The sequence below is a fragment of the Dysgonomonas sp. Marseille-P4361 genome (assembly GCF_900343125.1).
In the GTDB taxonomy this organism is placed as follows: Bacteria; Bacteroidota; Bacteroidia; order Bacteroidales; family Dysgonomonadaceae; genus Dysgonomonas.
The window spans coordinates 473345-486942 of the sequence record NZ_OPYL01000003.1 but is presented as its reverse complement, the minus strand read 5'-3'; the positions used below and the strand labels follow the sequence as shown (position 1 = coordinate 486942).

General features: G+C 34.8%; 13 protein-coding genes and 1 rRNA gene. 12 read left to right on the top strand and 2 right to left on the bottom strand.

Annotated features, from left to right (window positions below; all coding sequences use genetic code 11):
• Positions 1-14 precede the first annotated feature (14 nt).
• From rrf to DHU68_RS08475, 8 genes are all read left to right on the top strand, one after another.
• Positions 15-125: ribosomal RNA gene (gene rrf / locus DHU68_RS08510) — 5S ribosomal RNA — on the top strand.
• Positions 126-499: 374 nt separating this feature from the next.
• Positions 500-1546: a glycosyltransferase family 9 protein gene (locus DHU68_RS08505; RefSeq protein WP_108822538.1), complete on the top strand. Its 1047-nt coding sequence runs from the start codon at positions 500-502 to the stop codon at positions 1544-1546.
• Positions 1547-1557: 11 nt separating this feature from the next.
• Positions 1558-2337: a glycosyltransferase family 2 protein gene (locus DHU68_RS08500; RefSeq protein WP_108822537.1), complete on the top strand. Its 780-nt coding sequence runs from the start codon at positions 1558-1560 to the stop codon at positions 2335-2337.
• Between the two features lie 108 nt (positions 2338-2445).
• The gene (gyrB, locus tag DHU68_RS08495; protein ID WP_108822536.1) at positions 2446-4401 is read left to right on the top strand and encodes a DNA topoisomerase (ATP-hydrolyzing) subunit B; all 1956 of its coding nucleotides are present in this window, start codon (positions 2446-2448) and stop codon (positions 4399-4401) included.
• Positions 4402-4565: 164 nt separating this feature from the next.
• Entirely contained in the window at positions 4566-6323 is a 1758-nt protein-coding gene (locus DHU68_RS08490; RefSeq protein WP_108822535.1) for a hypothetical protein, read from the top strand.
• Between the two features lie 147 nt (positions 6324-6470).
• A complete protein-coding gene (locus tag DHU68_RS08485) occupies positions 6471-7463 on the top strand; it encodes a M28 family peptidase (protein ID WP_108822534.1) in 993 nt (330 codons plus the stop codon).
• An 8-nt stretch (positions 7464-7471) separates the two neighbouring features.
• Positions 7472-7903 carry a SufE family protein gene (locus DHU68_RS08480; RefSeq protein WP_108822533.1) on the top strand — a complete coding sequence of 144 codons (432 nt, stop codon included), beginning with the start codon at positions 7472-7474 and terminating at the stop codon, positions 7901-7903.
• Positions 7904-8108: 205 nt separating this feature from the next.
• Positions 8109-9020, top strand: a complete 912-nt coding sequence (locus tag DHU68_RS08475) for an alkaline phosphatase (RefSeq protein WP_108822532.1) — start codon at positions 8109-8111, stop codon at positions 9018-9020.
• A 72-nt stretch (positions 9021-9092) separates the two neighbouring features.
• Here DHU68_RS08475 and DHU68_RS08470 read toward each other — a convergent pair whose 3' ends face one another.
• Both DHU68_RS08470 and DHU68_RS08465 read right to left on the bottom strand, forming a co-directional pair.
• Positions 9093-9734, bottom strand: a complete 642-nt coding sequence (locus DHU68_RS08470) for a thiamine diphosphokinase (protein WP_108822531.1) — start codon at positions 9732-9734, stop codon at positions 9093-9095.
• 103 nt (positions 9735-9837) lie between these two features.
• Positions 9838-10455, bottom strand: a complete 618-nt coding sequence (locus tag DHU68_RS08465; protein WP_160111107.1) for a hypothetical protein — start codon at positions 10453-10455, stop codon at positions 9838-9840.
• Positions 10456-10671: 216 nt separating this feature from the next.
• On the opposite strand from DHU68_RS08465, the gene nspC reads away from it, so the two are divergent.
• The 4 genes from nspC (at position 10672) to rpe (ending at position 13590) form a co-directional block, all read left to right on the top strand.
• Positions 10672-11814, top strand: a complete 1143-nt coding sequence (gene nspC / locus DHU68_RS08460) for a carboxynorspermidine decarboxylase (RefSeq protein ID WP_108822529.1) — start codon at positions 10672-10674, stop codon at positions 11812-11814.
• A gap of 103 nt (positions 11815-11917) precedes the next feature.
• On the top strand, positions 11918-12598 hold the full coding sequence (locus DHU68_RS08455; protein ID WP_108822528.1) for a porin family protein: 681 nt from the start codon (positions 11918-11920) through the stop codon (positions 12596-12598).
• 40 nt (positions 12599-12638) lie between these two features.
• Positions 12639-12794, top strand: coding sequence for a hypothetical protein (locus DHU68_RS14250; protein WP_185117498.1), 156 nt, complete (start codon positions 12639-12641; stop codon positions 12792-12794).
• Between the two features lie 136 nt (positions 12795-12930).
• Positions 12931-13590, top strand: coding sequence for a ribulose-phosphate 3-epimerase (gene rpe, locus DHU68_RS08450; protein WP_108822527.1), 660 nt, complete (start codon positions 12931-12933; stop codon positions 13588-13590).
• Positions 13591-13598 lie beyond the last annotated feature (8 nt).

Here is a 13598-nt window from a genome sequence, read left to right as displayed (position 1 = left end):
CAACAGCAAGAAATTAAGGTGGTTATAACACTGAGGATCCACCTCTTCCCATTCCGAACAGAGAAGTTAAGCTCAGTCGTGCCGATGGTACTGCATATTTGTGGGAGAGTAGGTAACCGCCGTTTTAAAGTCAGTAGCGTCTTTTAGTTTAACTAGAGGACGCTACTTTTTTGTATATATACCACTCACCACCAAAGCCTATACCTACACAGCCCACCAAAACTTTTTACAGGTCAAAAAGGGAGGATGTAATGTTTTTATTGATGTTAATGTGTTGATATCTAGAAGTTTAGTGTATAGCTTGTTAGTGTTTGGTAATGCGTTGATATACAAGTGTTTGTGTGTAGGTGCTTCTTCTTGATAATATATTTATAATTAGATGTTTACAGTGTATATGTTAGCCCTATTGTATTGGAAGAAACTAATATAGATTTCTTTATTTAAATACAAAATATAAGTACTACATTTACATGTTTAATAGAATATGTGACAACGTTATATGTCTAATATATTAATAGTTAGGTCGGCCAAGATAGGGGATGTTTTGATTGCCTTCCCTATAATTTATGATATCGCAAGTAAGAATAAGCAAGATACTTTTTATGTTTTGACTGCACCTATGTTTGCTTATTTATTTAAGCAAATGCCTTCCAATGTGAAGTTAATTCCTATGGTTTTCCGAAAAAAGACGGGGATGTTTAGAGGTTTAGTCTATCTATGGAGGCGAAATCGTTTATTAAAAGATTTGAAAACCAATTATAGTTTTGATAAAATAGCTCTATTGAGAGCAGATACTTTTGATAAAAAAATAGCGAGAGCATATTCTAAGAGGGCATTAGTTGAATGTATTGATCCTGTCTATTTCTATTCAAAAGAGAGAGTGAATAGTATTAATGCTAAAAAAGATGGACTGACTTTGTCCGGCTTATATACTGGTGTGTTTGAAAGACAGGGCTATAATAATATTACTCCCAATTTTGATGCTACTTATTTTAAAGAAAAAGATATAACGAGTTATTACTCCTCATTAAATATAGAGAAGGATGCTAGAACTATACTTATTGCTCCTTTTTCAGGGATGCAAATGAAAGTTTATCCTTTGGAAAGAGTGAAGAGAATTATTGCATACTATAAAGAAAATAATCCGGATTTGCGAATCCTAATTTTAGGAGGAGGAGATAATGAGAGACTGTTGTCGGAAGGGTTAGAAAAAGAATTTTCTAATGTAAGATCTTTAGTAGGAAAATTTGAAATGGAAGTAGAACTTTGCATTGTTGCACAATGTAAAGTGTTGTTAACTATGGATTCTGCAAATTTACATTTAGGTGCATTGGTTGATATTCCTATTGTTTCTATTTGGGGACCAAATGATCCTTCTTTAGGCTTTTATCCGGCCAGACTTCCTTTATCCAATGCTATATATAAGAACTTACCATGTAGACCTTGTTCTGTATTTGGAGAATATCCGTGTTCTAGGGAAAACAAAATGGAATGCATGGAGATTGAACCCCATATAGTTGTTGAGAAATTGAATGAATTTATCTAATTAGGTATATAATGACAAATACAACAAATTTATTACCCAAAATATCAGTAATAACACCGACTTTCAATTCCGAGAATACAATTTCAGGAACGATTGATGCTCTTTTGAAGCAAACTTTTTCAGACTTTGAGTATATTGTTATAGATGGAGTCTCAAAAGATAAAACAGTAGAAAAGATTCAGAGTTATATCCCTCAATTCGAAGCAAAAGGGGTGACCGTTCGTATCATCAGTGAACCCGATAAAGGAGTTTATGATGCAATGAATAAAGGAATTAAGTTAGCTAAAGGTCAGCTAGTTGGTATTACAAATTCGGATGATTGGTATGAAGAAAACACATTGGAGGTAATGTGGCAAAAATATACGGATGGTAAAGTCGATCCAGCAAATAGTATGATTTATGGGATTGAACGAGTTTGGAAGGATGGTAAAGTATATAATCTACAACGTCGTGGTGCTGCTTTTATTTCCGAAAGTGTTTTACCTCACTCTACTTTATTTGTAGCGAAAGCAGTATATGATAAATATCGAGCATATGATTTATCTGTTAAAATATTGGCCGATTATGATTTCATTTGCAGATGTGTAAGTCAAGGTGTTGATTTGGAAGAAGTAGACGTAGTGATCTCTAATTTCTGTTTAGGTGGTATTTCTTCTTCTTATTTCGATTTTTATTCAGATTATTATAGAATACAACATAAATATGGCTTCATTAGTGATAAGAAATATAAGGAACACAGAACTGCTCTTAAAGTAAAAAAACTTATCAATAAAGTCTTAAAACGATGGTAGTATACCTCTTAAATTTGTTGCTTTTTTCGATAAAATTTCGTATATTTGTTAGATTTTAAAACGCAAAACGGAAGGTGTTTAATCGCCTTAAAAACAGCAAGATAAAATATGACTGACAAACAAAAAGTTGCGAGCGAATCGTATTCGGCTCAGAATATTCAGGTGCTTGAAGGTCTTGAGGCCGTAAGGAAGAGACCAGCCATGTATATTGGCGATATTAGTGAAAAAGGTTTGCATCATCTTGTATACGAGGTTGTCGATAACTCTATTGACGAGGCCTTAGCTGGATATTGTAATGATATTAAGGTAACTATACACGAAGATAATTCTATATCGGTTCAAGATAATGGACGTGGTATACCTGTTGATATAATGGAGAAAGAGCAAAAATCAGCTCTTGAAGTTGTATTGACTGTATTACATGCCGGCGGTAAATTCGATAAAGGAACTTATAAGGTTTCTGGAGGTTTGCATGGTGTTGGAGTTTCTTGTGTGAATGCTCTGTCAACTCATTTAAGAGCAAAGATTCACCGTCAAGGTAATATCTATGTGCAGGACTATTCTTGCGGAAAACCGGTAACCGGATTGGAAATAAAAGGCTCTTCTAATGTTACAGGAACAACAATAACATTCAAGCCAGATGACTCTATATTTGTCGTTACAGAATACAAATATGACACATTAGCGTCTCGTCTTCGCGAACTTGCATTCCTTAATGCAGGAATCACGCTTTCATTAACAGATGAAAGACAAAGAAAAGAAGATGGTTCATTTAAGTCTGATACTTTTTATTCAGAAAAAGGACTAGAAGAATTTGTTCGCTATATTGATGCTTCAAAAGAGGAATTAATAGATGATGTTATTCATATAACTACAGAAAAACAAGGTATTCCTGTAGAAGTTGCTTTAACCTATAATACATCATATAATGAGAATGTATTTTCATATGTAAATAATATCCATACAATAGAGGGTGGTACTCACTTAACTGGATTTAGACGTGGATTGTCTCGTACGTTGAAGAAGTATGCAGATGATAGCAAAATGCTAGAGAAAGTAAAGGTGGAAATCAGTGGAGATGACTTCCGTGAAGGATTAACAGCTGTTGTATCTATTAAAGTTGCAGAACCTCAGTTTGAGGGGCAGACAAAAACCAAGTTGGGTAATAATGAGGTTATTGGAGCTGTAGATCAAGCAATAGGCGAAGCTTTAGGTATTTACTTAGAGGAACATCCTAAAGAGGCTAAAATTATTGTCGAAAAAGTAATACTTGCTGCTACAGCACGTGCTGCAGCTCGTAAAGCTCGTGAACTTGTACAACGCAAATCGCCTCTAACAGGAGGAGGTCTTCCTGGTAAATTAGCCGACTGTTCGAGTAAAGTTGCTGAAAACTGCGAGATTTTCTTAGTCGAAGGGGATTCTGCGGGAGGTACAGCTAAACAAGGTCGAGATAGACAATTTCAAGCAATATTACCTTTGAGAGGAAAGATTCTTAATGTAGAAAAAGCGATGCCTCATAAAGTATTGGAGAGCGATGAAATTAGAAATATATACACAGCTTTAGGTGTGACGATAGGTACTGAAGAAGATTCTAAGGAGTTGAACCTAGCTAAATTACGTTATCATAAAGTTGTAATTATGACCGATGCCGACGTGGATGGTAGTCATATTGCAACTCTTATCTTGACTTTCTTCTTCCGCCATATGAAGCCATTGTTGGAAAAAGGTTATGTATATATTGCGACGCCTCCATTGTATTTGCTTCGTAAAGGTAAAGTGGAAGAATATTGTTGGGATGACAGACAGCGTCGTGCTTTCATCGATAAATATGCAGATGGAGATGAAAATGCAGTTCATACTCAACGCTACAAAGGTCTTGGAGAAATGAACTCAACACAACTTTGGGAGACAACAATGAATCCTGAACATCGTACTCTTCGCCAAGTAACTATCGAAAATGCAGCAGAAGCAGATCATGTTTTCTCTATGTTGATGGGTGAAGATGTAGCACCTCGCAGAGAGTTTATTGAAGAAAATGCGACTTATGCTAAAATTGATGCATAAAAGATCTTTGAATAAAAAATTGGATTAAACATTTATTTATAATAACTTGCAAGGGATTACAATTCATTGAATTGTAATCCCTTTGTATTATTTCACTAATCTAAATTATCTGATAAGTGATATGATTTGCACAAACACACTAATACACACTTTATATTAAGATCATGAACTTTATTACAAAAAAATTAAACATCAAGCTGTTTTTATTACTTCTAGTTTACGTTAATTGTAGCTTAACATTGTTTTCGCAAGTTACAATTGGTGTTACTGAAGAAGCCAATAAAGGTTCTCTTCTTCAACTGAAAAATGAACAAGGAGTGACTGACGACGCAGCTAATGCCTCCAAAGGATTATTGTTGCCTCGAGTGAATTTGTCTGAAAAATATGAACTTTTTCCTATGTTTCTTAAAGATCCAACGGATATAACTTCAGGAAGAACAACTGAATATAATACAAACAAGAAAGATTATGATTTGCAACATACAGGTCTTATGGTTTACAATATGAACGAGGATTATGAAAAAGATCTCTGTTTGGGAGTAAATACATGGGATGGAGAAAAATGGAATTGCGCTCATTATGCTACATATGATTATGAAATGGATTGTAGTACAATAAAAGTGAGTGGGTTGTATTACAAAAATGAAGACTTAGATAGCTCTCATAAGATAACCTTGCGCATCAGAGCAGATGAGAAAATGGAAGGTAAGACGTATTATATAAAGACTGATGAGATAGATGGTATTAGTTTTTTTGCTCAAGGAAAGATAACAAGTGCCGCAGCTACAGCCGAGGGGCAAGAAGTGGTAATGAAAGGAAAAGGTAAATCTACGAATCGAGAAATCAAACGCTTTACTCTTACAGCCAATAATACGTCTGGACAGACCTGCAGTGCTACAGTTGTAGTTGTTATACCAACGAAGAAAGTTCTTGTGCTAGCTGATGGTTATGATTATGGTTATAATATTTCGAAGGTCGGTACAGGGTCATATGGTATATTTACAACTTCTAATAATTTTGGAGTGACTGAAGAAAGTGTTATAAAATATGAAGGAACTCGATTCATGAACGATGAAACTCCTTTCTTGAAAAACTATCCAGGTCCGGGAGCTTTAGATGTTGGGGCATTGAAGGCTGCGGATATTGCAAATTTAGAATATGCTTTACTAAATGCACCTGAAGGGGAAAAAATTGATATTGTAATATTAAGTCAAGACGTATATCTGGTTGAATTACTAACGCAAAAAGATGAATTGGCTAGAGTATTAGCCGAATTTGTGAATAGGAAAGGAGTACTTATAGCCCTTTATGAAGGTAATGGACATTTCCAGAATAATTTACAAGATGATATAGGAACCGATAGAAGAGGTTCTACTACTTCTCTATTACAAAAAATATGGGGACAGACAACGAATGATTTTGGGTATAGTGCAAAAATTAACTTGGGATCTGGGGCTGTATATCCTTTGACAGATGTTGATGATGAGATTCTGAATGGGCCATTTGGAGATGTTAGAAAACAATATTGGGGAGAAGATGCATCTTGGGCTAGAGGAGTTAAAAATATACCATTGAATGATATTATCGTATACTCTTATGGTAATACAGTAGCAAGTAACGATGCAGGCTTGGCCAAAATGATAACAGGTTTTCGTCATAAAACCAAGAATTTTATATACTTCGGAGACGGAGGTTTTACTTCTTCCACCTTTTCGGGAGAGAATCCTACTTCTACATCTACAACGATGCATCCATTATATTGGAAAAACGAAGGAGGTAAGAAGTATATTCCTATAGCAAAATCAGGATATGGAAAGCACTCAACTAAATATCCTGTCTATAATTCAGTCTTGTTCGCCAATATCATGGCATGGGCTGTATATCAAGCCGAGATGAATGGTATAAATCCTCCTCAGGATTAATAAAGTATAAATAATAAGAAAAGAGGTGATTGGGTAGCTAATCATCTCTTTTCTTATTATTTTATGTGTTTAAGAATATTCTAATGTGTAGATAGTGATTACCACTCATTTTCTTATCTTTGTAACCTATAATTTAACTTTACTGATATGTCTATAAAGAATATATTCATAATCTCTTCTTTGTTTTTGTTTATAGCTTGTGGTTGTAATCAGAAGGCTACAACTACTACAGCAAACTCATCGTATCAACAAATCTCACCCGACTTCAATACAGACAGTGCATATACATATGTGGATAAACAAGTTTCGTTTGGATATCGTGTGCCGAATACGCCGGAGCATGTTGCTTGTGGCGATTATTTAGTGTCAGAATTGAAGCGTCATGGTGCAGAAGTACAGGAGCAAATAACGGTAGTAACTGCATATAATGGAACAAAATTGAATGCCCGCAATATTATAGGTTCTTATGGAATGGATAAAAAGAATAGAGTCCTTTTGTTTGCTCACTGGGATACACGTCCGTATTCGGATCAGGATCCTAACCCTGAGAATTGGAAAAAGCCTTTGTTGGGTGCAAATGATGGAGCAAGCGGAGTAGGTGTCCTTTTGGAAATTGCACGGGTTTTGCAAACTAAGGAACCTGAAATAGGAGTAGATATAATATTCTTTGATGCAGAAGATTATGGTACACCTGAGTTTGAAAAAAGTAATGAAGCTACGGATCATACATGGTGTCTGGGTTCTCGCTACTGGGCAGAAAATCCTCATGTGCCTAATTATAAAGCTAAGTTTGGAATCTTATTGGATATGGTAGGTGCTGAAGGAGCTACATTTTATAAAGAATACTTTTCTATGAAATATGCTAAAAATATTGTGGAAAAAGTTTGGAATGTGGCAGGACAATTAAATAATGGACGATATTTTAAAGGAGAAGATGGTGGAGCAACTGTTGATGATCACTTGCCTGTGAACGAAATACGTCGTATCCCTAGCGTGAATATAGTACATCATGATGGAAATAATGGAATGAGTTTCTTTCATTCATGGCACACTCAAAAAGATGATATGAGTAATATTAGCAAGGAAACATTGAAGGTAGTAGGACAAACAGTTTTAGAAGTTGTATATAAAGAAAAATAAAGGGAATAATGGCAACAATAAACGAAGTGCAAGATGAAATAGTAGAAGAATTCTCTATGTTCGACGATTGGATGGATCGTTATGGTCTATTAATCGAATTAGGAAATTCTTTGGAAAAACTAGAAGATAAATATAAAACAGAAAATAACCTGATTGTCGGATGTCAGAGCCGTGTATGGTTACAAGCTGATTACGTTGACGGTAAGGTTGTTTTTAAGGCGGAAAGCGATGCTGTGATTGTAAAAGGTATTATTGCATTACTGATAAAGGTTCTATCGAATAGAACGCCGGATGAAATAATAGATACAGATCTACACTTTATAGAACAAATTGGATTAAAGGAAAACTTATCTCCTACACGTTCCAATGGGTTGGTCTCTATGATAAAACAAATGAAGTTTTATGCAATGGCCTATAAAGCAAAAGAGTTAGGATCATAATATGATCAATATAAAAAGTAGAAGAGAGTCAGTATTATTTGAACTCTCTTTTTTTTGTTTTTAAGAAATCAATGTTAAATAAACAAATAGTTTCTAGAGTGAAATATTTTAAGGAATAGAATTATTTTGATAAATTGCTACTTAATATAGATCAAACGCATTAGTTTGATATTTGAAGAAATATTAACCTTTTAAATAATTAAATATGAAACACACATTGTTATTTACGATGCTTGTATTTGTGTTGACTGGATGTCAACAAGTAAAAGAAGTAGAGGATGTAAAAATAAAACCCTTGGCAGAACATGTTGTTATGATAGGATTTGACGCTATGGGATCATATTCGTATGATAAAGCGGAAATGCCTGTATTGAAAGATTTTGCTTCGAAAAGTGCATGGACTTTAGACTCTCGTTCTGTTTTGCCTTCGTCGAGCGCTGTTAACTGGGCTTCTATGTTGATGAGTTCAAGTCCTTCTATGCATGGATATACAGAGTGGGGTAGCAAAGTACCAGAAATACCTTCAATAGCGATTAGTCAGTTCGGGAAATTTCCTTCAATATATACTCAAATAGAAGAACAACTACCCGGTGCGAAGACTGCTGTGGTCTATAGTTGGGATGGTATTATTCATTTTCTGGAAGATCAAATTATAGATATTAATATCTGCACTAAAGAAGATGAAGATTTAACTGCACAAAAAGCTGCTGAAACAATTCTAAACGAAAAACCTACTTTTACATTTGTTCATTTTGACGAGCCGGATGGAGTAGGGCATGGAGCAGGACACGACACTCCTGAGTTTTATGAAGAGTTGAAAAAAGTAGATCTGCGTTTGAATACAATATTACAAGCAGTAAAAGATGCTGGTATAGAAGATAAAACGATTGTTATCGTTGTGGCTGATCATGGTGGTATCGATAAAGGTCATGGAGGAAAAACAATGGAAGAAGTCAGAATCCCTATTTTTATAAAAGGTCCAGGTATTAAAGTGAATTATAATATAAAGAGTCCTGTAATTGATTATGACTATGGAGCTACTATAGCAAGAATGCTAGGGATAGAAGCTCATCCTGCTTGGAGAGGAAAAATTATAGAAGAAGCTTTTGTTGAATAATATGAAGCAGAAAGACCGAATTCATACGAATTCGGTCTTTTTATTATGTATTATAACTTGTTTGAGGAGGACTTAGAATGCCCTATAGATGATGGTTCTTCCATTTGTGTCGATAGAGAATTCTGTTTCAGTAGATTCATTCAAAGTAGCTTGCCACCAGTTGTTAAATGTTTGATTTTTTATTGGATATTTAAGACCATTGGTTGTGATAGAACATCTGTCTATGCTGAAAATGGAAACTTGTTGACCTATTTTGCTCTCAAAAACAGCAGGTCTGTCAATTGCTATAAAAATGCCATAATCAGTGATGATCTGTGCTTCACAGTCATTCATGTATTCACATAATAGGCTGATATTAGCTATCGTATGATCCTCACGCTTACCAGTGGCACCTACTATTGTTATTGTTTTCAAATCCCTTTCTCTACAGAAGTTTACAGCTTTAGTGAGATCATTTGTTTCTTGTTCCGATATGCAGTGTATGATAGATGAATAGCGTATTCTGTTGTCTTCCGACAGAGAGTCGCAGTCTCCCACTATCGCATCAGGAGATTTACTCGTTTTATATAAATTGTTTGTCGCTCCATCGCAACACACCAGATAGTTGCAATGATTTAATATAGAAAGAGGTATAGAATAGCTAGGGAATTCACCATTCGCTAAGATAACAGTCTCTACTTTTTGTGATGCTGTGGGTAGGTTATATTTTTTCATTGCGGATCTTTTATCGATCCGCAAAATTAATGAATAGTTTTATAATATTATTCTTCTTTCTGAATGAATGTCCCTGTAGGTTCTACTACATTGGTGTTAGGCATCAAGTCAACCTCTTGTATATCATATTGCTCAGTGCTGTCAAAAGTATACATTTTATATTGATGTCCATTTTATTAACCCTTACTCCCCACTTAGATTCACTAGGAGTGTACCAGAAGAAAAACTGCCAATCATTTCCGTCCGAGGTATTATAGTATTTCAAAAATTCCAGATAACCAAGTATTTCATTGTACCCATATTGAGATCGCCCTATCTCATGGTCAGTAACAGTGCAATTACCTCTTTCATCACATTCGATCCATTTACCCACTTTCAATTGAGTAGGAAGGAAAACACCTTTTTGTTTTAATTTTCCATTCGGGTAAAATTCTTTATATACAAGATGGATAGCAGGGAAAGGAGGACGTTCAAAAACTTCGATATTAGATCCTTTCTTGTATGATTTTACTTCTACCTTGGTACCATTACTCTCTGTATAAGAGTAATCCAAAATTGAACCTTTATATTTGCTGGCATAAGTAGAAACATTAAGCGTTTCGTTTATTATTGGTACTTTAAAGTCCGGATAAATTTCAGTATAATCTGTTGTTTGTGATTTAGCTACATGGCTTGTTAATAACATAAATGCCATAAGCGCGAAAAGTCTTATCGTATTCATAATCTAATAGTTTTGTAGTTTGTATAAAAGAATTTTTAGGTCTTTATCGTACCAAAGATATGAAAAAAGTTAATACAAGCATATCTGAATGTTAAATTATAAGTTTTTTACCTTTAATATCTTTCGTCTATCGAAGTCTCACACTTAATATTTCATTCTATTCAATAAAAATGACGAACTTTGCAGACGAAACAACAACTTAGTAAAATAGATAAAATGATAGATATAAATAAAGTCCCATCCCCTTGCTTTGTGATGGATGAAAATTTGTTGAGGCAAAACCTCTCTTTAATAAAATCTGTAAAAGAAAGAGCAGGGGTTAATATTATATTAGCTTTCAAAGCTTTTGCTATGTGGAAATCTTTCCCCATTATAAGAGAATACATTCCATACTCAACGGCAAGTTCGGTTTATGAAGCTCAATTGGCATATGAAGAAATGGGTAGCTTGGCTCATACTTTTTCACCGGCTTATACTCCAGAAAACTTTCCTGTATTTATGAAATACAGTAGCCATATTACATTCAATTCCTTGTCTCAGTTCGAACGTTTCTATCCCGAAACATTGAAGCATGACCGGAAGGTATCATGTGGAATTCGTGTTAATCCTGAATTTTCGGTAGTAGAGACTGATTTATATAACCCTGCTGCTCCGGGATCAAGACTTGGTGTTGCTGCAGATCAGTTTGGCGAAACATTGCCTGAAGGAATTGAAGGAATACATTTCCATTCTCTTTGTGAATCTTCTTCTTACGATTTGGAGAAAACCTTGGAACAGATAGAAATAAAATATGGGCATTTGCTGAAACAAGTAAAATGGTTCAATATGGGAGGAGGCCATTTGATGACAAAGAAGGGGTATGATGTAGAACATCTTATTTCTTTGCTTCAAGTCTTTAAAGCAAAATATCCAAATCTGGAAATCATAATGGAACCGGGTAGCGCTTTTGCTTGGGATACGGGTGTTTTAGTTTCTACGGTAGTCGATATTGTAGACAACAGAGGAATAAAAACAGCCATCCTGGATGTGTCTTTTGCTTGCCACATGCCCGACTGTTTGGAAATGCCTTATAAACCTAGAATTAGAGGAGCTCATTTCGATCCGGTAGAGGGATTACCTACTTATCGTATGGGGGGAAATAGCTGTTTAAGTGGCGACTTTGTAGGTGATTGGTCTTTTGACAAACCGTTGACAATAGGTGATAAAATAGTATTTGAGGATATGATACACTATACAACAGTGAAGACTACTATGTTTAATGGTATATCTCACCCTGCCATTGCTTTATGGAATAAATCAAATGAACTGGAGATTTATAGAGAATTTGATTACGAAGACTATAAAGGACGGATGAGTTAATCCTCAAAATGTTAAATTTTAGGGAGTAAGCAATAAGATTTCGGAGGTAGCGTTCTATAGGTAAACCATTAAGGGAAATCTTTTTTGAAATAAATAATATCAAATGAACCAATTTTATAAATTATTCTTATTTATTCTAACCTTTGGTTTAGCTGCAAGTCTTTCCGCCCAAGATTCGCCCTTTAGACTTGGAGTAAAAGCAGGAGTAAATATTTCTAATGCAACAATAGATAATAAGAATGCTGACCCAAATCTTAAATTTGGGTATAAGATTGGTGTAACCTTAGATTATAATTTTACACATGATTGGTTGATTCATTCAGGATTGTCTTTTATTCCTAAAGGTTCTAAGATAGACGATTTTCTCACAGGGAAAGTAATCGGTGGTGATGGACGAGGTGAAACATATACATTCAACCAATTATATTTGCAATTGCCTGTATATGCAGGACATCGAATAACTGTATCCGATAATTTAGGAATTGTTATTTCCGTAGGGCCATATTTGGAATATGGAGTAGGGGGAACTACCAAGAGAAAATTGCATGATGGAATGTTTGGTGATGGTACTACAGAATATAAGTTTGATACATTCGGAGATGGAAAAGAAGATTTTGAGCAACTGAAAAAAAATGACCTTGGTTTGGGGCTAAATGTAAGTGCCGAATTTAGGAAAATAATTGTTGGTTTAGAATATCAGCACGGACTGTTAAATATTGCGGCAGATGATGATTATAAATACAGAAATCGTAGTGCAGGGTTGACACTCGGATACAAATTTTGAGCAAATAAATACTCTAAGATAATAAAAAAGGAAATAGCCTATGAAGAAAATCACTACTCCTAAAAATTTCGAAAAGAAAAAAGAGGAGGTTGTCGTACCTTCTTTAAAAACACTAGAGTTTATAAAACAATTTTCACGAACATACTATGTGAATAATTCTATTCCAAAAGAGATGAATGGACTCTGTTTGAATTAATCTAGTTGTAGAAAATAAAAGAAAGATGCAGACGTGTAACGTTTTGCATCTTTTTTGTTTTTATCTATGAAGCTCTTTTATTACTTTTGTTCAGAAGAGAGATTTATCTCTATATAACTAATTAAAAATAAAAGAAATGTCACATAAAATAGCTCCCTCATTATTATCAGCAGATTTTTTGAATTTGCAGAAAGATGTAGAAATGGTTAATAATAGCGAAGCAGATTGGTTTCATTGCGATGTAATGGACGGAAGCTTTGTTCCTAATATTTCGTTCGGATTTCCTATTATCAAACAAATAAGTAGAATAGCAACTAAGCCATTAGACGTGCATCTGATGATTGTTAATCCGGATCAATATATTTCGCAAGTAAAAGATGCCGGAGCATATCTGATGAATGTACATTATGAAGCTTGTACGCACTTGCATCGTACTATCGGAGCAATCCATGATGCAGGGATGAAAGCCGGAGTAACGCTTAATCCGCATACACCGGTTTGCTTGCTCGAAGATATATTGCAAGAGGTAGATATGGTGCTTCTTATGTCTGTTAATCCGGGTTTTGGAGGGCAAAAGTTTATCGAACATACATTGGAGAAAGTATCTCGATTAAAAGAAATGATATTGAGAAAAAATCTACAAACGTTAATAGAAGTCGACGGAGGTGTAAATTTAGATACAGGAAAGCAATTGATCGATGCCGGAGCTGATGTATTGGTTGCAGGTAATGCTGTGTTTGCTGATGCCAACCCTACAGAAATGATTCATAAGCTAAAGAGTATAGCTAAGTCATAGCACTTAAT

Coding starts and splice junctions, on each gene's coding strand:
- DHU68_RS08505 (WP_108822538.1), top strand. CDS start 500: ATGTCTAATATATTAATAGTTAGGTCGGCCAAGATAGGGGATGTTTTG.
- DHU68_RS08500 (WP_108822537.1), top strand. CDS start 1,558: ATGACAAATACAACAAATTTATTACCCAAAATATCAGTAATAACACCG.
- gyrB (WP_108822536.1), top strand. CDS start 2,446: ATGACTGACAAACAAAAAGTTGCGAGCGAATCGTATTCGGCTCAGAAT.
- DHU68_RS08490 (WP_108822535.1), top strand. CDS start 4,566: ATGAACTTTATTACAAAAAAATTAAACATCAAGCTGTTTTTATTACTT.
- DHU68_RS08485 (WP_108822534.1), top strand. CDS start 6,471: ATGTCTATAAAGAATATATTCATAATCTCTTCTTTGTTTTTGTTTATA.
- DHU68_RS08480 (WP_108822533.1), top strand. CDS start 7,472: ATGGCAACAATAAACGAAGTGCAAGATGAAATAGTAGAAGAATTCTCT.
- DHU68_RS08475 (WP_108822532.1), top strand. CDS start 8,109: ATGAAACACACATTGTTATTTACGATGCTTGTATTTGTGTTGACTGGA.
- DHU68_RS08470 (WP_108822531.1), bottom strand. CDS start 9,734: ATGAAAAAATATAACCTACCCACAGCATCACAAAAAGTAGAGACTGTT.
- DHU68_RS08465 (WP_160111107.1), bottom strand. CDS start 10,455: ATGAATACGATAAGACTTTTCGCGCTTATGGCATTTATGTTATTAACA.
- nspC (WP_108822529.1), top strand. CDS start 10,672: ATGATAGATATAAATAAAGTCCCATCCCCTTGCTTTGTGATGGATGAA.
- DHU68_RS08455 (WP_108822528.1), top strand. CDS start 11,918: ATGAACCAATTTTATAAATTATTCTTATTTATTCTAACCTTTGGTTTA.
- DHU68_RS14250 (WP_185117498.1), top strand. CDS start 12,639: ATGAAGAAAATCACTACTCCTAAAAATTTCGAAAAGAAAAAAGAGGAG.
- rpe (WP_108822527.1), top strand. CDS start 12,931: ATGTCACATAAAATAGCTCCCTCATTATTATCAGCAGATTTTTTGAAT.